Source organism: Streptomyces sp. NPDC006012, from assembly GCF_042871185.1.
Lineage (GTDB): Bacteria > Actinomycetota > Actinomycetes > Streptomycetales > Streptomycetaceae > Streptomyces.
Genome location: NZ_JBIAIE010000035.1, coordinates 1 through 19,251, shown reverse-complemented (window position 1 = coordinate 19,251; position 19,251 = coordinate 1). Strand labels below are relative to the sequence as shown.

The 19,251-nt window shown below is 67.9% G+C and carries 14 protein-coding genes and 2 pseudogenes; 6 read left to right on the top strand and 10 right to left on the bottom strand.

Features of this window, described 5'->3' with window-relative positions:
- Window positions 1-25 precede the first annotated feature (25 nt).
- The 4 genes from haaN to haaT form a co-directional block, all read right to left on the bottom strand.
- Window positions 26-505 carry a cyclophane-containing RiPP N-acetyltransferase HaaN gene (gene haaN / locus ACFYPJ_RS35640; RefSeq protein ID WP_389025763.1) on the bottom strand — a complete coding sequence of 160 codons (480 nt, stop codon included), beginning with the start codon at window positions 503-505 and terminating at the stop codon, window positions 26-28.
- A 92-nt stretch (window positions 506-597) separates the two neighbouring features.
- Window positions 598-1,758 (bottom strand): FxsB family cyclophane-forming radical SAM/SPASM peptide maturase, encoded by a 1,161-nt coding sequence (locus ACFYPJ_RS35635; protein WP_389025762.1) that lies wholly within the window; start codon window positions 1,756-1,758, stop codon window positions 598-600.
- A 13-nt stretch (window positions 1,759-1,771) separates the two neighbouring features.
- Window positions 1,772-1,963: a HaaA family cyclophane-containing RiPP peptide gene (haaA, locus tag ACFYPJ_RS35630; protein ID WP_389025761.1), complete on the bottom strand. Its 192-nt coding sequence runs from the start codon at window positions 1,961-1,963 to the stop codon at window positions 1,772-1,774.
- A gap of 141 nt (window positions 1,964-2,104) precedes the next feature.
- Entirely contained in the window at window positions 2,105-4,873 is a 2,769-nt protein-coding gene (gene haaT / locus ACFYPJ_RS35625; RefSeq protein WP_389025760.1) for a cyclophane-containing RiPP biosynthesis TPR protein HaaT, read from the bottom strand.
- 584 nt (window positions 4,874-5,457) lie between these two features.
- Between haaT and ACFYPJ_RS35620 the strand changes: the two genes are divergently transcribed.
- Window positions 5,458-6,234, top strand: a complete 777-nt coding sequence (locus ACFYPJ_RS35620; RefSeq protein ID WP_389025759.1) for an ISAs1 family transposase — start codon at window positions 5,458-5,460, stop codon at window positions 6,232-6,234.
- Window positions 6,165-6,629, top strand: a complete 465-nt coding sequence (locus tag ACFYPJ_RS35615; protein WP_389025807.1) for an ISAs1 family transposase — start codon at window positions 6,165-6,167, stop codon at window positions 6,627-6,629. Before ACFYPJ_RS35620 ends, ACFYPJ_RS35615 begins: the two co-directional genes overlap by 70 nt.
- A gap of 177 nt (window positions 6,630-6,806) precedes the next feature.
- Here the strand turns inward: ACFYPJ_RS35615 and ACFYPJ_RS35610 are convergent, their stop codons facing one another.
- The 5 genes from ACFYPJ_RS35610 to ACFYPJ_RS35590 all read right to left on the bottom strand — a co-directional run bounded on the left by ACFYPJ_RS35610 (window position 6,807) and on the right by ACFYPJ_RS35590 (window position 13,644).
- On the bottom strand, window positions 6,807-8,165 hold the full coding sequence (locus ACFYPJ_RS35610; RefSeq protein WP_389025758.1) for a hypothetical protein: 1,359 nt from the start codon (window positions 8,163-8,165) through the stop codon (window positions 6,807-6,809).
- Entirely contained in the window at window positions 8,165-10,150 is a 1,986-nt protein-coding gene (locus tag ACFYPJ_RS35605) for a hypothetical protein (protein ID WP_389025757.1), read from the bottom strand. The genes ACFYPJ_RS35610 and ACFYPJ_RS35605 overlap by 1 nt, the downstream gene beginning before the upstream one ends.
- A complete protein-coding gene (locus ACFYPJ_RS35600; protein ID WP_389025756.1) occupies window positions 10,147-10,941 on the bottom strand; it encodes a toll/interleukin-1 receptor domain-containing protein in 795 nt (264 codons plus the stop codon). Before ACFYPJ_RS35600 ends, ACFYPJ_RS35605 begins: the two co-directional genes overlap by 4 nt.
- 334 nt (window positions 10,942-11,275) lie before the next feature.
- A complete protein-coding gene (locus tag ACFYPJ_RS35595) occupies window positions 11,276-12,520 on the bottom strand; it encodes a helix-turn-helix domain-containing protein (RefSeq protein ID WP_389025806.1) in 1,245 nt (414 codons plus the stop codon).
- Window positions 12,521-13,329: 809 nt separating this feature from the next.
- The gene (locus ACFYPJ_RS35590; RefSeq protein WP_389025755.1) at window positions 13,330-13,644 is read right to left on the bottom strand and encodes a calcium-binding protein; all 315 of its coding nucleotides are present in this window, start codon (window positions 13,642-13,644) and stop codon (window positions 13,330-13,332) included.
- Between the two features lie 220 nt (window positions 13,645-13,864).
- Here ACFYPJ_RS35590 and ACFYPJ_RS35585 point away from each other — a divergent pair, with 220 nt between their 5' ends.
- Window positions 13,865-14,521 (top strand): thymidine kinase, encoded by a 657-nt coding sequence (locus ACFYPJ_RS35585; RefSeq protein WP_389025754.1) that lies wholly within the window; start codon window positions 13,865-13,867, stop codon window positions 14,519-14,521.
- Between the two features lie 342 nt (window positions 14,522-14,863).
- Here ACFYPJ_RS35585 and ACFYPJ_RS35580 read toward each other — a convergent pair.
- Window positions 14,864-16,370: pseudogene (locus ACFYPJ_RS35580) on the bottom strand (ISL3 family transposase).
- Between the two features lie 110 nt (window positions 16,371-16,480).
- On the opposite strand from ACFYPJ_RS35580, the pseudogene ACFYPJ_RS35575 reads away from it, so the two are divergent.
- From ACFYPJ_RS35575 to ACFYPJ_RS35565, 3 genes and pseudogenes are all read left to right on the top strand, one after another.
- A pseudogene (locus ACFYPJ_RS35575) lies at window positions 16,481-17,626 on the top strand (RHS repeat domain-containing protein); the annotation flags it as partial.
- Between the two features lie 137 nt (window positions 17,627-17,763).
- Window positions 17,764-18,219, top strand: a complete 456-nt coding sequence (locus ACFYPJ_RS35570) for a hypothetical protein (RefSeq protein ID WP_389025753.1) — start codon at window positions 17,764-17,766, stop codon at window positions 18,217-18,219.
- Between the two features lie 566 nt (window positions 18,220-18,785).
- A complete protein-coding gene (locus ACFYPJ_RS35565) occupies window positions 18,786-19,088 on the top strand; it encodes a transposase (protein ID WP_389025752.1) in 303 nt (100 codons plus the stop codon).
- Window positions 19,089-19,251: the final 163 nt, after the last annotated feature.

The window sequence follows — 19,251 nt, the reverse complement described above, 5'->3', positions numbered from 1 at the left end:
TTTCTGCCACTGGCCTCCCTCCCCCTCACGCGGTGCCGGAGTCGGCCCGGTAGACGATCTTCCCGTCGAACTCGGCGAACCCGAGTGACTTGTAGAAGGCCCGTGCTCCCGGGTTGTCGCTGTCGGTCATCCATTCCACGCGGCTGCACCCGTGGCGCGCCGCGGCGATGGCTCGGAGTTCGTCCATGAGGCGGGCACCGATGCCCTGCCGTCGGAGGGTGTCACGGACGTACAGCTCCTTGAGGAAGAGGGAGTGCGAGGAGCCGGCGGCCGGCCAGAGGAACGAGTAGGCGGCGAGACCGGCGATGTCCCCGGTCTCGTCCTCGACGAGGAGCGCGGAGGCCAGCGGCGGTGAGCCGAACAGCGCTTCCTCGACCTGGGTGTGGCGTTCCTCCAGCGGTTGGATGCCGGTGTCGGTCGTGCCGTAGAACCGCTCGATCTCCTCGATCAGCTCGGCCAGGGCCGGTACGTCCCGCTTCTCCGCAGGGCGGATCGTCACGGTCATCGGCGTCTCCTGTCGTTCCTCGGTAGCTTTGGTCGCTGCTGTACTCGTCTGTTCCAACGCGTGATCCCCTTGTGGCGGTACGGCGTACGCGCCTACGGCGACGAGTCGGCCTGCGCATACGGGTTCCAGCCGTGCTGCCGCAGGGAATCCTGGACGTGCCGGATGAGGTATTCCAGGTCCGCGCAGTAGACGGACGGGTTCCGGTAGTCGCGGGCGGCGCTGAAGCGGTGGGGGAGGTAGCCTCCGCCGCACACGTCCACAAGCGGGCAGACACGGCACTTCGCGGCGAGCGAGTCCCTGCCGTGCTGCCGATGGAGCAGCTTCGGATGCGACAGCGCCTCGTCAAAGGAGTGGCGGCGGACGTCGAGCCCGAGCCAGGAGGCACCTTCCTCGACGGACCGCAGGGTGTCCACGGCTTCGATCGAGCCGTCGGACTCGATCACGACGCTCGTCGGCGGGGCCAGACCGAGCGTCTCCACCGAGCCGCGCACGCCGGAGCTGAGTGCCACGATGTCCTCCAGCATCCGGACGCTGTGCCGGTGCTCCGGCCTGGCGAGCCACGCGTCGTGCACGCTGCTCAACCACATCCCGTACTCGGGCACGCTCGCGTCGGCGCGGAACGGTGGGTCGTCATGGGTTGCGTGCGGAAGGCCGAAGTCGATCACGGGAGGCCCGAACGCCGCCAGGTAGTCGTGTACCTCGGCAGGGTCGTTGGCCAGGTCCACGACGGCGAGCAGTCCTGCGAACAGGTGTGGCCGCGACCGCAGGAGTTCGATACCGCGCACGGCGGAGGCGGCGCTCGACCGCCCGCCGTGGGTCACCCGGTGCCGGTCGTTCGCGCTCGGCGGTCCGTCGAGGCTGACACCCACTGTCACCTCGTACCGCTCGAAGAGGTCCAGCCACGTACCGGACAGCAGCGTTCCGTTGGTCTGGACCTCAAATAAGACCCGGATCCTGGCCGGCACACCGTCCCGGACGGTCTCCAGCAGGTCGGCCATGCGTCCGACACCGACGAGCAGTGGCTCCCCGCCGTGCAGGACGACGTGGATGGTCCCAAGGCCGTGTGCGGTGGCGTGCTCACCGATCCGCCGGGCCGCAGCTCGGGCCACAGTGAGGTCCATTTGGGCGGGCAGGCGCCGCGCGGTCTGGTCTCTGGAGTTGAAAACGAAGCAATAGTCGCAGTCGATGTTGCAGCGGTTGGCGACCTTGAGGATGAACGTCCGAAAAGGAACAGGAACTTCGGGCTCTGGCATCGAGCGGATGTGCTTACAGAGGCCAGGGCCAGATGAGCGAGGCCGCGTGGGTACCGCCACCGACCCGGTTCGTCGCGCCCTCTTCGGCCTCCAGCCGCTGCCGGACACGGGCCGCCACGCGGTCCAGGACGGCGGTGCCGGCCACCGTCGATTCAACGGACGCCGGGCCGGCGGGCGTGATGGTGTGTGGCTCGGTGGCTGACATGGGTGACGGCATTCAACGCTCCTCGTGAGGTACGTGCCTGAGGGACGGTACGGTGCGATGGGGTTGAAGCGACAGATCAGCCGGGAACCTAGCATCCTCAACGACGTTCCCAGAACCGGGAATTCGGCCACATGGTGGGTGTCAGTCAGGCGGCGAGACCAGCAACCGTTCGATGTCGTTCACGGATGTACTCACTCCCAGCCGCCGGTACAGGGTCACGGCGGCTTGGAGCGAGCCCACGCCGTGACCAGGTCCGTCAACCGTCCAGTCGCAGCGGCCGAGGCCTTCCAGCGACCGCGCTTCCTCCCGGGGGCAGCGGATGTCCCGGGCGAGCGTGAGCGCCTGGTCGAAGTGCGGACGGGCGGCTGCCGGTTCACCGGAGGTGTACAGCAGCATTCCCCAGTGGTTCAGTACCTCTGCCTCGCCGCACCGGTCGCCCAGGCCCCGCAGGATCCCCAAACCGCGCTGGAACGCCTCGATCGCGCCGTCGCGGTCACCGATGATGCCGCGCGCCACGCCCAGCTCGCTCAGCGCGGCGGCCTCACCCCCGCGGCTGCCGAGCTCGTGGTAGGCGTCCAGGGCCTCCTCCAGGAGGCGGATCGCCTCCGTCGTATTCCCGGACATACGGTCCACGACGCCGAGGTGGCGGATGCTGTTCGTGCGGCCGAACCGTTCACCGAGCTCCGTGAAGTGCGTCAGGGCGTGGCTGTGTGCCCTCCGCGCTCCCTCGATGTCTCCGGTCAGCCGTCGGACGACGCCCAGTTCGTTCAGCGCGTAGGCCTGGTGCACACGGTCGTCCAGCTCCAGGTAGATGTCGAATGCTTCCTGGTGCTGCCTTGAGGCCAGGTCGTACGCGCCCATGAGGCAGTGCGCCACGCCCAGGTCCCGCAGGGAGTTCGCTTCCCCGTAGCGGTCGCCGAGTTCTCGGTAGATCGTCAGGGCCTCGCTCTGGGCCTCCACCGCGGCGTCGAACCGGCTCGTCTGCCGGTGCGTCATCCCGAGATCCGCGAGCGCATTCGCCTGTCCGAGCTGGTAGTCCAGCTCACGGTAGAGGGCGAGGGCCTCGGTCTGGGCGCGTGCCGCATCCTCGTTGTCCGCGGTCAGGTACCAGACGATGCCGAGCTGGTTCAGGGTATCTGCCTTCCCGCGCCGGTCGTCGACCGCTTCGTACGCTGTCACGGCGTCGTTCAGGGCCGCGATCGCCTGCGGGTAGGCAGCCATGAAGCGGCGTACGACACCGAGTTCGGCGAGGGCGTCGCCCCGGGCACGTTGGTCGCCGGTGTGGCGGGCTGCCTCGGCGGCGGTCCGGTGGAGCCCGACGGCCTGGTCCCATGGGCCGGCCTGACGCAGGAAGGGCGCCATGGCCGCGGCGAGCTGGACCACCAGGTCGTACAGGGCGAGGCTGTTCGCCCGGCGGACGCAGGCCAGGATGTTGGCCCGCTCGGTCTCCAGCCAGCTCAGGGCATCCGCCCGCGACTCCAGGACCGGGGTCTCCACCTGAGAGATGTCGTCCGGCGCTGGTGGCACAGTGGCACCGCTGCGCACGATGTGTCCGTTCGCTACGGCGAGAGAGGCCAGGTAGTAAGTGCACACACGCTGAACGGCCTGAACATGGTCCATGTTGTCTCCCTCGGCGGCGAGGCCGCGGGCGTAGTCACGTAACAGATCGTGGAGTCGGTAGCGGCTCCCCGGGTGTTCGTCGATCAGGTGGTCGTCGTAGAGCGCTTCAAGGTGCAGTCGGGCCATCACGACTGAGACCTCACCAAGAGCCGCACCGACGTACGAGTCAAGATCGGTGCCCGGGAAGAAGCCGAGATGCCTGAAGAAGCGCTGCCGCTCCGGCGCGAGATCCCGGTAGGAGAGATCGAATGTCGCGGTGACGGCGCGTTCCCCGGCGCGCAGCTCTCCCAGCCGGTCCTGCGCCGCCACCAACCGCCCGTGCAGGCTCTCGGCGGTCCAGGACGGATGGTGCCGCAGCCGTGCCGCGAGCAGCGATACCCCAAGCGGCAGACACCCGCACAGCCGCACCAACTCCTCCACCACACCCCGGCCGGGAGCGTCGGCCGGGCGCCCGCTGAGCCGTACGAAGAGGTCGACGGCGTGATCCGGCGGCAGGGCGTCCACCGACATGACCACCTCCTCGTCCGACACCAGCCGCTTACGGCTGGTCACCAGCACCAGGCACCCGCTGCCGCCGGGGAGAAGTGGCTCCAGCTGCCGGTAGCTGGCCGCGTTGTCGAGGATAAGCAGCGCTTTCTTGCCCGCGAGCCTGGTCCGCCACATCGCGGCCCGGGCTTCTGTGATCGCTCCGACGTCGTCACCGACGGGGATCTGCTGCGTCGGCACGCCGGCGGCAGCGAGAAGCGAGGCCAGCGCCTCGCCGGCCTGCACCGGAGTGCGCCCCGGCGTATGACCGTTGAGGTTCACGAAGAGCTGTCCGTCGGGGAACCGTTCGGAGAGCAGATGCCCAGCGTGCACGGCGAAGGCCGTCTTCCCGGCGCCGGGCATCCCGTCGATCACGTGAACCGGCAGCGGCCGGCCACGCTCCTGCGAGGCTCGAACCGCACCTGTCAGCACCTCGAGCTCGGCACTCCGGTCGGTGAATGCGGCGGTGTCGCGCGGCAGGGAGCGCAGTACCAGTGCGGCCCCAGGCGGCCCTGCCCCATCCTCCGGTCTCCCCGACGGCGCGGGAGGCCGCGTCTCGGAGAGCCCGGCGAGGAGAGCCGTCAGCCCTGCCATCATCAGGCCCAACACGACGAAGGAGAACCAGGCGTGCTCCTGTAACCACCCCAGCCAGCCGGGCCACCGCGACTCATTGGACACGGCGTTCGTGGCGAGCCCGACCAACAGGGTGGTCACAGCTCCGCCTCCGGCGACAACGCCGATCGTGAGTCCGCGCCGGAGCCTCATACAGGATCCCCAGCGGTCAGGAGAGCGACCGATGCCGCCCCGGTGCCGCTGACGAGAAGGCGACACCACGCACCGCCAACCGACCTGGTCACGAAGGCCCCCCCCGAGTCCGATGCCCCGACTTCCCTAACGGAACAGCTCCCACGGACCTTGGTCAAGAGCGCCTCAGCGCCATGGAAGCAGGCTTGAAGCATCTTGTGGAAGCCGCGTCCCGCCAAGTGGTGAAGCCGGTGAGCTGTCGTGGGTTCGCAGGTCGTAGCGATGATCGGCTCGACATGGGGGTGTCGGGCCCGCACGCTGCCCCGGCCTGGTGACGCCGATGGCCGACCACTCAGTTGCGCCGACCGACCACGAGCTGTCCGGACCGGCTGCGTCAACGTGGCGCCCCGGCCCGTCAGCCCGCCATTGCCACGATGGGACCGGGCATCCTACATGGCAGGGCTGATGCGTTCTCAGCTGGCGAGATGAGCTGATCGCTCGTGTTGTGCCACTGCTTGCGGTTTGCCCGGTTCGGCAACGAGAGACGCGACCCCTGATGATCAAGGTTGTCGAAGCCTTTGATCACGAACAGGGGTCGCGTTCGCGTGCCATCTTCCCTGATCGGTGTCCTGCAACGCCACTGCGAGGACATCGACTCCGCCTGCCCGGATCCGCGGCAGTTCACCTCCCTTGCGGAGGTGCTGGGAGGGATACCCGATCCCCGTCGGGTCCGGGGCCGCCGCTACCGCCTGGGCGCCCTGCTCGCGCTGTGCCTGGTCGCCGTCCTCGGCGGAGCCACGTCCCTGGCAGCCATCGCCCGCTTCGCCGCCGATACCCACTACGACCTGCGCGAACAACTCGGGCTGACCTCCAGCATGCCGAACGCCTCCACCCTGGGACTGCTCCTCGCCCGCCTGAACGGCGACGCGCTCGACGACGCCGTGGGCGCCTGGCTCGCCCGGTACGCCACCGACCCGGTCGACGAACCCGGCGACACGCTCGTCGGCCTGGCCGTAGACGGCAAGACCGTGCGCGGATCCCGCACCGACGGCGCAGCCGTCCACCTGCTCGCCGCCGCGCTCCACGCCTGCCAGACCGTGATCGCCCAGCGCCAGGTCGCCACGAAGAGCAATGAAATACCCGCCTTCGCCCCACTGCTGGACCAGATCGACCTGCGCAAAGTCGTTGTCACCGCCGACGCGATGCACACCCAGCGCGCCCACGCCGAACACGTCATCACCGCCGGCGGCCACTACCTTCTGGTCGTCAAGGGGAACCAGAAGAAGCTCCGCAAGCAACTGCGGCACCTGCCCTGGCGCCAGATCCCGCTGCAGCCCGCACCACCGGGGCCGGGCACGGCCGCCGCGAGGTCCGCCGTCTGAAGGTCTGCACCGTCCGTCCCGGCCTGCTCTTCCCGCACGCTGTCCAGGCGATGGAGATCAAGCGCCGCCGCACCAACCGCAAGACCGGCAAGGTCGAGACAACGACCGTCTACGCGGTCACCAGCCTCCCGCCCGAACAAGCCAGCCCGGCACAACTTGCCGAACTCGTCCAGAACCACTGGTCAGTCGAGGCCCTACACCACGTGCGAGACGTGACCTTCGCCGAGGATGCCTCCAAGATCCGCACTGGCAGTGCGCCCCGCGCCATGGCCACCCTGCGCAACCTCGCCATCGGGCTGATGCGCCAGGCCAGCTGGGCCAACATCGCCGCCGCAGCCGATTACTACAGGTCACAACCCCAGCACGCCACCGCCCTCCTCAAGATCACCTGCTGAGAACGCATCGGCCTTGGGATACGGGGCCGGACGATTGCGCTGACGCGTATGACGCCGCCGGACGGCACTGGTCTTGCGCGCTGGTACTACAACCTCAAGATCTGAGGCTGTAGTACTGGGCTCCCCCGGCCGCGGTGTGAGGTGAGGGGAGCCCCGGGAAGTAGACCGTCTGCCGGATCAGCTCCTGGCCTCGTCGTCCTCGTCCCTTGCGTGAGGTGCGGCGGGCCGGTGCGGGCTGTGTGAGGTGTCCCAGGGGCGCGGTGGTGTCATGTCGTCCTCGCTTGAGTCCCACCAGCCCTGGTCTTGTTCGCCCGCGCTGCTCTCCGCCGCCCCCGGCCTGTACTTGCCCGCGCCCGCGTCGGCATCCGGGTCCGCGGCCGCGTCGCTGAACGGCGAGCCCTCGGGGGCTGGGAAGTCGGTCGACCAGGGCCCCGTGGTGCTCCCCTCATCTGAAGGGCCCTCCTCCGCCCCCTCGCCCCCGCTCTCGTCGGGTGTCGGCAGAAGGTTCCGCTTGATCTCCTCGGCGGCCTCGTCCAGCCCGGCCGTTTCCAGACTCCGCACCACACGGTGCACGAACACCGTGTACTCGTCCATGTCCGGCTTCAGACCCAGCGCCGCCAGCAGCAGGAGCAGCCGGTCCGAAACCCCTACCTCCTCCTCGCGTTCGAACGTCCCTCCTTCCTGGCTGTGCCCGTTCCACAGCGGGCTCTCGATCGTCGCTTCGCTCCGCGCGCCCACAGGCGGTACGAGCAGGTGGCGGAAGAGCTCGGGGACTTCCTCGTCGTTGGCCGCCGCCGCGATCTGGGCGAGCGGGCCGATCATGTCGACCGCCTTCTCGATCTCGTTCTCGTGACGGGACAGCCACCACACCACCGCGCTGCCCGCGCTCTTGAGTACGTCGTCACCGAGGTAGTGCCGCTTGTTGCGCTCGTGCTGACGCTCGTACTCCCAGATCTCCTCGTCTTTGCGGAGGTCGTTCAACTTCCGCAGGCGCTCGCGGTCGGCAGGGGCGAGGGTCAGCGTCACATCGGCTGCCAGGGCCTTCACTCGTCCGCTCCGGTCCGGGAGCGGGACGCCTAGTTCCCCCTCCAGGAGATACCGTGCGAAGCTCGCCCGTCCGGGCTCTTCACGGCGGACGATCTCCAGGGCCCGGTTGACGATGGAGGACACGGCAAGGGCCGGGGAGGCTCCGTTGGACCGTTCGGCGTGGTCGAGGGCCGGCCTCCACCACACGGTGGCGGAGAAGAGGAAGTCGTAGCCGTCCGCAGCGCTCGGCAGTGCCGCGTCGACCACTCGCGTCTCCTGGTACGGCTGCTCCGTCGGCGCCGCGGGTGGCTCGGGCTCCCCGGGTTCGTATGGGTCGGCTGACGTGCGGCCGCCGCTGAGGACGGTCATCACGAGCAGCAGGGAGCCAGAGGTCGTGACCAGGGACATGAAGCCCCACAGCCACGCCGACCAGTGCAGGAGGTTTCCGAGAACAGCCGGTGAGAGAGCGCAGAGAGCGGCGAACAGCAGGCTGCGAAAGCGGTGTTTCATCAGGCATCTTCCGTGGTCCGTGGTCCGGTGCCCGCACACTTCGTACTCTCCATGCGGGCGTACTGTGCGTGGTCGATGTGCTGCCAGAGGAGGGCGGCGACGGCCGCCGCCCGCGAGGGGTGGCGTGCGTTTCCCGCCCAGTCGCAGGCGATGGCGTAGAGGCGGTTGAGAGCGACCGCACGGCCGTTAGCCGCACCGACCATCACGCCCAGCGCCGTCTCCCGAGTGCTGTCGCCTGCCGCGGCGGTCAGCCAACTGATCACCAGCGGCTTCCAGAGATCCGTCGATGGCTGGGAGAAAACCGTCTCCCACCCCAGGTACAGGTCCGGCCACGGTGCCGGGTCCGGTGCTCGGTCGCTCCTCAACAGCTCCATGAGCAGTCGGAGATGGGGCTCTGCCCTGCGCGGCTCCTGACGCGTCCGGTCCCGCAGGCGGTCGATCAGCAGCCGGTAGAGCCGACGGTTGCGACTGCCGAGGTCGAGAAGGGCCGCCCGGGCTTCGGGCGCCGCCTTCCCCTTCCGTACCGCGAGGTAGTGGAGCCGCACCATCGCCTGATTTGGGTGTGTCGCGCCGAGGCTCTGACGGCACGCGACGGTCAGGACGCGGGCGAGGCCGTCCGACAAGGGGCCGGACCTCGCGCACTCGTACATGCGTCTGCGGAACCATCCCCCGAACCTCTCGTGGCTCAGACCGAGTTCGAGGGCCGCCATGGCTCGCGGGTCGCAGGACGCACCGGTCGCGCTGTCAGCCCAGCGGACCACAAGGTCGAAGAGGTGGTCGGGCCGCCCGACGTCCAGGGACCGCTCGCCGAAGCGGACGACGACGTTCACTCGGTCGTCGGCGGTCAGACCGCGGAGCCCCGCGACACGGCCGATCCAGTCCCTGAGGTCCTCGCGCGTCCCGGGGAAATTCGCCCAGAAGTACGTCCGTACCGCGTCGGCGTAGGCCAGCTGCCCGAAGCGGAGTCGTCCGTCCGGGTCTCGCTCGATCCCGAGCGCCGCCAATCGCTCCCCGAAATCCGTCCGCGCGAGCTCGGTCGTCGTCTCTTCCTCGTGCCTCACGGTCCACATCAGGCCGTGCCACGCCTCGTAAATCGTGTCGGCGTGGGCCTCCTCGAACACCGCCGTCGCGAGCAGCAGGGCCCGCTCGGGCGCGGTGCGGACCGTGGCCACCTGCCGGCCCACCTCACCTGCACGGTCGGTCACCGCGTGCAGCGCCTGGTCGAGCCATCCCGCGAAGTCGGCACCCAACCGGCCGCTGTCGCGAGCGGCCCTCACCAGCCCCGCGAGCCGCGCCAGTTCCCGCATGGGGGAGTTGTCGTACAGGCGCTGGAGGTCGGCTCTCCCCAGGTCCGCGGGGCGGAAGGTCATCCGGTCCATGCGGAGGTACCGGGTGACGACGGCGACACCCCGCGGGCGCCCCAGCGTCACCGTGTGCGGCTGGAGGTCCGGCGCGTGGGCGTGCTCCATGCCCGACGGCAGGACGACGACCATGTGGGCCCCCGCCTCCTGGACCTGCGACCGGCGTACGGCCAGGTGGCGCTGGGCCTTGGCGTACGCTTCCTCGTCGGCGATCCCGGAGAGGTCGAGGAGGAAGCGGTCCCCCTCACCGGGGGCGAGAGGGGCCTCGTCCTCGTCCGTGGCGGGAAACTCCTCGAACCGGCCCCCCTCATCGTTGGCGCCCCCGTCCTCACCGAGTTCGTGCAGCAGCATGATCGCCGCGGCGCGTCGGCCGCTGCCGGGCGGAGCCTCCAGCAGCACCACCGATCCGGGCTTCTCCAGGCAGTCGGCGGCGACGCGGTAGCCCACCGGCGGAACGAACCGGTCGGCCAGGCGCATCCGGTCCTCGCGGACGATCCGGAGAGACTCGACTCCTTTCCGGATCATCCAATCCGCGCCGGCGCCGTAAAAGACGTACTGGGGCCCCGCGCCGTTGTTCACCGGGCCACGCGGATCGTTGACGGTGACGCGGTCCTGCTCGGTCATCGTTCGTCGTCCGAGCAACGGGGCTCGCGCTCGAAGCGCTGGTGGACCGTACCGCTGTTGTCACCCGCGGTGAATTGGACCCCGGTGTTGTCGCCCTGGAAGTGGGGGGCGTTGTACTGGTGGCCCTGACCGGTGTTCACGGGCCCCTGCGGCTCGTTGACGAAGGTGCCGGACAGGTCTCCATTGAGGTTTCCGATGCCGCCGCGCACGTGCTGCTTGACGTCGCGCGTCCGCATCCTGGTGTGTTCGACATCCTGGGTCGACGTCTTGCGGGACTTCGCCTCCGCTGGCTCTCGCGCCGCACGGGCGTCGCGGTCCACCGCGCCCAGGTCGGGCAGCAGCCGGGCGAGGGCGTCGCCGAGCGCCGTCAGATCCGATTCCGCGTTGCGGTGGTCGAACCGCCTGTACTGGCAGTCCGCCAGCTCCCGCAGGTCGTCCGGGAGGGCGGTGCGGTCGATCCGCGTGGCCTTTCCGACAAGCACGGGGATCACCAGGATCCCGCGGTCGAGCGCGGTCTGGATCTCACGTCGGGTCCAGTCCTGTTCGGCTTCGAGGGCGGGGCGGCCGTCGGCCCCCCGCACCTCCGCCCAGCGCGGGCCGATCACGGCGAGGAGCGCCCCGCACTCCTCAACCGCCCTGACCAGTTCCACCGGGAAGCGGTGGCCGGCCTCGATCGAATTGCTGGCGAAGAAGATCCGCTTGGTGCCGAACCGCTGGATGAGCTCCCGAGCGATCATGGTCGCGGCGGATTCCTCGTCACCCGTACGGTAGTTGACGAAGACGTCGGGCATGAAGGTTCCCTTCGTGAGAGGAAGACGGAAGACGGGGGTGAATGGGTACGAGCGCGGGGGATGCGGACCTGGGCTCCGAGGCTCCGGTCCGACTGAGCCATGAGGTCCCGACCGTGTGACGGCATGACGCGTCCACGGGAGGGCGTACGGATGGAGGTGCGCCGCCCGGCGCGTCACTGGTCGCGGGCAGCCCGAAGAAGCCGGGCGCGCGGTGCGAGGCAGCGGACGGAAATCAGAGGGTTCCGCCGGGGGATCGTGGGATCCTGAAGGCTGGAGGGACCGGGTAGCCCGGCGCGCCGGGTGGCTCGAACCGGTGCCGGTCGTGGAGCCGGTGTCAGTCGTGAGCGGGGGCGAGAACCGCTGCCAACGCCGGCTGCAGATCGCGTACGGCCCGGCTGCTCCGGAACCGGGAGAGCTCCCGTGCGAGCCGCCGGACGTCGCTGTTCACCGTCGCCGAGGGCACGGCCGGCATCACGGCCAGGAGCTCCCCAGCGATCGTGCACGCGTGCTCGACCTCTCCGGAGGCGGCGTGCGCCAAGGACCTGCGGAAGCCGTACCGGGCACGGGTGCGCAGCGCGTGCGGCGGGAGGCGACGGTACTCCTGGTCGAGGACCTCGGCAGCGGCCTTGGGGCGACCGAGGTCGTGCAGGCACCAGCCGGTCGTCATGGCCGCCGGATCGCTCACGTGGGTGGTGCCGATCACGGGCTCGGCGCCGCTGCCGGCGTCATCCCTGTCGAGCAGTTCCCGCGCCCTGTCGAGGCTGCGGAGGCAGTCGCGTTCGTCGCCGACGAGCGCGTGTCCCTGCGCCTCCCGCTGGGCTGCGAGTCCCCGGATGCGCGGCGGGAGTTCGTCGCTCTGGGCCCGGCGGGCCAGGGCGACGGTGCCTGCGGCGTCCCCGCCGTAGAGCGTGACCAGGGCGCGTCGCACGAGTGCGTAGGAACCGAGGTGCGGATCGCCCCCGGCGCGCGCCAGTTCGGCGGCCTCACCGGTCCAGCTGAGCGCCGCGCCGCTGTCCCCGGCCTCCTGAGCCATCCAGCCGGTGAACTCCGCGAACCGCGAGGCGAGCAGGAGCATGGGGGCCCGGGTGGCGGACGGGGTGTCGGCGGCCAGCCCGGCGACCGTGCGCGTTTGCGTCTCCAGCAGGGGAAGCAGGATCTTCGGCGCGGTGGACTGGCCGAGCTGTCGTAGCTGGTCGAACTGCATGCGGAAGGAGGGAAGAAGGGGACTGGCGGCAGAGTGCGCCTGACCGCCGAGTTTCAGGCCGAAGTCGATCAGCGACCCCGTACCCGCCGCGAGGACCGCCCGACGCCCGACGAGCCCGAGGCTCGGGGCGGCGGGGGGCTCGGTGGTGTCCGAGTCGGTCTTGGGGCGGACGACCAGGCGCTGCAGCTCACCGTTCGCGCCGAGGAAGGCGTCGCACCGCCGGGCCAGTTCGGGGGACGCGGAACGCTCCCCGCGCTCGACCTTGCTGAGGTGCCCCTTGTCGTAATTGAGCGCTACGGAGAACTCGGTCAGAGTAAGCCCCGTTTCCTGTCGCAGACGCCGCAGTTCCGGGCCGAAACGTAAAGTTGCATTCATCATTGTCCTCCCCTGAAACAGCGACCGTGAGAGCCGTGCGCCCCCACGGGGAACTTTCGTTCGACGTTCACTGGCCGACACGAAGACCGACGGCGAACACTTGCCGTGACGGAGTTGTTTCACTTCGTATCCGAGGGTGAGTCTGGCACGAGGTGTGCCTCAAGAATCGGGGTTCGACGAGGTTGCCCGTTGCCTCTTCTGTTCTTCGTTGTCCTCTGTACCTGGCGCAAGGGTGCATTGGAGTTGCTCAAGGACGTCGTGGACCCATTCGGGTTTCACAATGCCCTGGAGGCGCCCAGAACGAGCGGAGGTATCTGCCCTCCTGGGAACCGCGTCTGAGGACGAGTCCCGAGAGCTGGACTGAGGATGAGGACCGGGCCTGTCGCGCACCTCGCACGGCGGCCCCGGTGTTCGTGGTCACGATCGGGCTGCCGTTCGAGGGCGGCGATCTGGTGGTGTGGAACGAGGATCTCCGCGTCCCTCTCGCGGTCGCTCACAGGCAGTAGCCGCATGGCAGCGAAGGCATGGGTGACAGCCAAGTAGGTGAGTCGAAGAAACACGAGTGATCATCCTGCCGCAGCCGCCTGCAATCCCCCCTGAACTGCGTGGATGCGCTTCTCGGCAGGCGCAACCGCGATCCAGGGCCCAGGAGCCTTTCGCCGCTTCAAGGACATGTTGGTCACCTCACCGGAGTAGCTGCAGCGGTACTGGTTGTTCTCCGCAGAGCGGTAGTACGGCTGGGCCCGGGCCTGGCTCGCGGATGAGGGCTACCGGCCAGCGCTGCCGGGCGGCCACTGACCCGGGTGCCTTCATGGTCCCCAGTGCCGGTAGGCCTCGATCCACTCGGCTCCCTCGGGCGCCGGATGCGGCAACGGAAGGTCGAGGATGCCGATCGCCTGCCGGTGCCCGTCTCGCGTACAGACCGCCACGATCTGGCTGCCGAGTAGCCGGTCCACCTTCTTCACGGTGACCTCGACCCCGAGAACGACCGTCTTGAACGGGACGGCCAGATGCTCCGTGAGCATCGTGTACAGACCTGTGAGCTGATCTTCGTCGTCGTAGGCGTCCACGGTGGCCTGTTCGACCAGTTCGTCGAGTTCCGCGTCACTCAGCTTTCCGTCCACAGGGGACACGGTACCGGCGGTGCCCGCGGGTCCCCTCTCTCGGGTTAACGGCCAGCCGATCTTCCCTCAGCCACCACGGTCGCTCCTCCCGCCCCGAGCGACAGGGCGCTGCCTGGTAGTGCGTTCCGACTTCCCAGCACCTATCGCGAGTTGGCGGCGCCGAGACAACTGTTCAACGGGTGCGCTCTTGTCGTCGGCGTGACCGGGGCCGAGTGATCGTGTGGGGGCGTTGTCCTTACATGGTGGATACCCGAGTAAAAGGACTTTGGCGCTACAAATCGAACATAACCGGACCGCGCGTGGTCTACAGGGGCTGATATTCACACGTGACGACCGTGCGGGTGAAGGCAAGTTGTCGTCGCGTCTGGGGCTGGTGACCGATGCGGTGGAGGCTGGGCCGGGGCTGGATCTGTACGGGTATGTGGTGGATCAGTTGTCCCGTGGCGGCCGGGTGGACTATGTGATTGTGGACGAGGCGCAGTTCCCGTTGCCCGGGCAGATCGACCAGTTGGCCCGGATTGTGGATGACTTGGAGCTGGACGTTTTCTCGTTCGGTATCACCACGGATTTCCGGACGAGGCTTTTTCCTGGGTCCCAGCGTTTGATCGAGCTGGCGGATCGTCTGGAGACGTTGCAGGTCGAGGCGATGTGCTGGTGTGGTGCGCGGGCTACGCACAATGCTCGGACTTTGGGTGGAGAGATGGTTGTAGAGGGGGAGCAGGTTGTTGTGGGTGATGTGGCGGGGTCGGTGGCGGAGGTGGGGTATGAGGTGTTGTGCCGGCGTCATCACCGTAAGCGGATGACGAGTGCGGGGGCGCGGGCGGCGGCGCGGGCGGCGGCGCTGTCGCCGGATGTGCTGCCGGTCACCGGCATGTGACCGGCGGTCGGTGAGAAACGCGTCGACTTGCTTGCCGGCTGCACTGGCCATGGGGGAGTGGGAGGCGCTGGGCCGTGACCGTGGTCGGAGCTTCGAGTTCCAGGCAGGACTCGCAGTCAACGGTTGGTCATGCCCGAATCCGTATGACCTGCGAAGATTCGCTTGCAGTGACTGTGCCGGGGCATCTACAGAAGACGCAGGCCGGGTGACGTCGTGGAGTTCCGGTTCAATGTATAGGGCATGCAATAGCGTGGATTCGGTGATTTAGCAAAACGGCAGGTCAGGTGGGGGTGTGTCAATTTAACGGCCCTGTCTCACATCGGGTGGTGACGGAGTGTGGTGCTATCCGAGAAGGATGCGGTGGCGGAGCAGGGTGAAGCCTGCTCGTCCGTGCATCTGGCGCGCGATCCGTTTGGTCTTGGTGTTGACGCCCTCCGTGGGGCCGTTGCTGTATGGAAGCGTGAGTGCTGCGTTTACGGCGTCCCGGTCTCGTTCCAGACCCCGGGCGAAGGCATGCAGGTGGGGCAGGTCGTCGTCGCGGACCTGGGTGGCCCAGCGCGTGAGCGCGTCGGCATTGTCGGCGTGAGGCGAAAGGAGCGGGGCGAAGTCCCTGATGTCTGAGGCCAATTGGGTCATCTCGGAGCAGGCGGCGGTTATTTTGGCCAGGAGCTCGTGGTGCTCAGCCTTGAGGTTGTCGGGCCTGGACAGCAGCATCCGGGCGAGTCTGCGTGGGGAGATGTGGCTGCGGTCGGCGTCCGCGCGGCCTTGGTTGATGTACTTGTGCAGGAGGTTGAGGCAGCCCTCATAGCCAAGGGCCTTGATCTCCTCGAAAAGGTGCTGGACGGGGACGGCGGGGTCATCGGCCCGGCGTTTGCGCAGGTGCTCGCGGTAGGGGTCGACGAGGCTGGCGCGGTATTTGGGGAAGCGGAGCATCCGCTCGGGCCGGTCGGCTCTCGCGTAGCGTTTGACGGTGTTCAGGGCCAGCTGCAGACGGCGGGCGCATTCGAGCAGGCCCCACGCCCTTCTCGAGCAGGTCATGGACCTGGTACCAGCGTTCCAGAGTGGTACGGGCGCGGGGCCCGTCGTAGATGGGTGCGTCCAGTACGGTGGCCCAGCAGCTGCTGTGCGCCTTCACCTCGCTCAGGGCGGCTTCGCACAGGTTGTGCCACAGATGCCACCTGTCCGCGACCTGTACCGCGTCGGGCAGGGCGCGGCGGATGGCCTCGGCGTAGGTGGCCGAGCCGTCGCGGCACACGACCTCGACGCCGGGATGCTCGCGGAGCCACGCCTCCAGAGTGTCGGCGGTGCGGTCGGGCAGCACGTCGATCCGCTCATGGGTCTCGGCATTGATGATCACGGTGGCGTAGCGGTGCCGCCGGCGCAGAGCGAAATCGTCGACGCCGATCACGCGAGGAACCCGCCCGGTGGGCAACGGGACGCACAACAGGACGCGCAGGGCTGTGTGACGAGACAGACCCATGGCGAGTATCGCCAGCAAACGGGCCCCTGCCCGGCCCGCTAACTCCTTGACCACATCTGTGACCTGCCTGTTCAGACGGGCCGTGCGGCGCTGGTATCGCTCCAGCACCCCGGGCACCTGTTCGCGGAAGGTGTGGCGGCAGCCGCGCGTGGGGCACACCAGACGCCGCACCCGCACACGGATCACCACCCGGCGCCCATCGACCGGAACGTCGGCCACCGTCCGCCAGTGATAGCCGTGCACCCGTCCCGACGAGGCCCCGCACATCGGGCAGACCGCGGTGCTCTGCGGCGTCCGTGCCCGCACCACGATCCGCTCGCCTTCGTCGACCATATCCTCGATGACCAGCGGGGACAGCCCCGAGAACACCGTCTGTACAAGCTCGTTGACATCTTTCACATGGGAGGCAACGACACCTCACCACACTCCGTCACCACCCGATGTGAGACAGGGCCGTTGATTAGACACTCCCCCACCAGGCCGTCCGCGCCGACGACGGCAGCTTCTCCTTCACCCTCGCCGACCACCACGGCACCGGCCTGCTGGCCGTCGCCGCCACCGACCTGGCCCTCACCCAGCGCCGGGCCACGCCCTTCGGCGAGACCCGCGGCACGGCACCGGCCGCCTGGCCCGGAACCAAGGGCTTCGTCGGCGGCATCGACGAGACCAAGGACACCGGCTTCACCCATCTGGGCGCCCGCGAGTACGACCCCCAGACCGGCCGGTTCCTGTCCGTCGACCCGGTGATGGACCTGGCCGACCCCCAGCAGATGAACGGCTACACCTACGGCAACAACAACCCGCTGGTGTACGCCGACCCGGAGGGTAAGTTCTTCGGCTTGCTCGATCTGTTCAAGCTGGTGAAGAAAACCATCGCGTACATCCTGAACAAGGTTCCCAACAAGAACCCGGGCTTTATGCAACGACGGGCGCACGCACCGGCGGTGAGCAACGGAAAACTGCGCGGAGCGCTCCAGCAGATCTATCCCAAGGCGAGGGCCAAGGAGGTCTTCGGCAACGGCAAGATGTCGACGGGCATCATCTACGAATTCAACAGAGGCGAACCCCTTGATGGTCATGATGAGTTGCATGTCCAGAAGGGCTGGTCGACTCTGAAGTCACTCTCGGATACGCTGGAGAAGGACCGCAAGGCCAGGGAAACAGGTAAGAACCCCAAGGGCATCTTGTCCGACAGTGATCTGAAGGTTGCCAAGACAGAGGCACGGGAACTGTGGGATGCGCTTAACTCACGTGACGTCACAGGCAATATCAGGAAGGAGATGAATGGCGACGCCAGCATGAAGACGTCCATCAAGAAGAACTTCGACGCCGTGGCAAAGACACCCGCCGTGAAGGACCTCACCGGTACAGAGTTCAAGCCTACCCAGTACAAGGGCCCGCAGCCGGTCGGCCAACCCACGAGGCTACGCGGATTCTCCAGAACCCTCGGCGTCGTCGGCGGCATCACGATGGCTGCCCAGGCTCCCTCCTACGTGCACCAGTACGGCTGGGAGAAGGGCGCGGTCGAGATGTTCAAGGACGTCGTAGACCCGTTCGGGTTCCATGATGCCCTGGAGCCGCCCGCAGCGAGTGGAGGCATTTGCCCTCCCGAGAGCTGCGCCTGACACAGCCTGCTTCGTCAAGGAACAATTACTGGGACACCGGGGCCTGCCGCGTACGGCGTGCGGCAGGCCCCCGTCCCGGATTCATCGCGCTCGCACGGCGGCCCCACATCCACCCAGCCCAAACTTGACAGGAAGACATGAGCGACTCCCACCCTGAGGAGAACCCGGCCGAGGATATTCCGGCCGCCGAGATCCCCCCTCTCCTGCTGCGCATGATCCCGGAATCCGCCGACCTCATTGCCGAGATGTTTCACCAACCGGCGGAAGCGGCTGTCCTGACCGAGGATGCGGCCGTGATGTTGTACGAACTGCTGACCCAATGTTTCACGACACCGGTGCTGATGCCGCAGCTCGAGAGCGACAGCCCTGACACCGAGCTGCTCACCCGGTGCTGGGATTTCGTGGAACGCATCGTGGCCCACTCCTCGCAGCACGTCAGCGGGGCCGTGTACTTCGAGGTCCTCGAACAGCTCCTGAACGCCGATGGCCTGGTGGAGGCTGCCTGGCCTTACATGAAGGAACGGACGCGGGCGCGCACCCTCTCGATGCTGGACTTCTACGACGTCCGCCTGCCCGGTATCAATCGGCGATGAAGGATGTCCTATAAGCAACCGAGTGGTTCTCACCGCACTGGCTCAACGGCCTTCTCCACGGTGTGCTTCGACAGAGCGGATCCATACCGGCCCGTGGCCCCGGCGTGAAAACGGCGCCACGAACCCGACGGGCTCGCCGTTTCCGGTGGCTGGATCCCGGCTGGATCCACCCCGATTCTCCGGAATATACGCAGGTCAAAAAGCTGTCCCCGATGTTCCGGTTCAATGTATAGGGCATGCAATAGCGTGGATTCGGTGATTTAGCAAAACGGCAGGTCAGGTGAGGTCGGTCCGATTTCGGGTCGGCCCCGTTCAAGTATCCGTGGCTGGATGGTGGCTGGATGACCTGACGTCTCGTCACCTGTCGTTATCTGTCGTTCTCTATACGGCGGCTGGATTTTGGCTGGATGGGCTGAGCGGGGAGTCGGTGGGGGGCAGCGGGTATGCCGGTGTGGGGCGAGGGTTTCGGGTGGGCGGCCATACGGGCGGGGCGCGGGGTGAAGCTTCTCCTTGATCGTGGACACCTGGAGACTGGGATCTTGAGGTTCCAGAGGAAGTAGCACCAGGTGGGAAGCAAGTACACGAAGCGGTACACCGAGGAGTTCAAGCGCGACGCGATCGCGCTCGTCGATTCCTCGGGCAAGACGGTCACCGTCGTCGCCCGGGAGCTCGGGATCAGCTCGGAGTCCCTGCGCGGCTGGTACCGCCGGGCGAAGGCGGACCGGAGTGAGGGCGAGTCCGGTGAGCTGACCAGCGCCGAGCGCGAGGAGCTCAAGCGGCTGCGCAAGGGGGTCCGCGAACAGCAGCAGACGATCGAGATCCTGAAGAAAGGTGTGCCACGGACGCGGGAGGCTGCTTGCGGTAGTTGAGTAGCTGAACGCGGTGCTGCACGAGAGATGAAGGATTTTCGGCCCTTCGGAGTCGCCCTGCGGTGCCCGGGGGGGTGCCTCTATGTCCTTCGTCAAGGCACCCCTGTCGGGTTTGGGGTGATTCGGTCTTGCTGGGGTCATGCGGCGAGCTCGACGTCCGTGG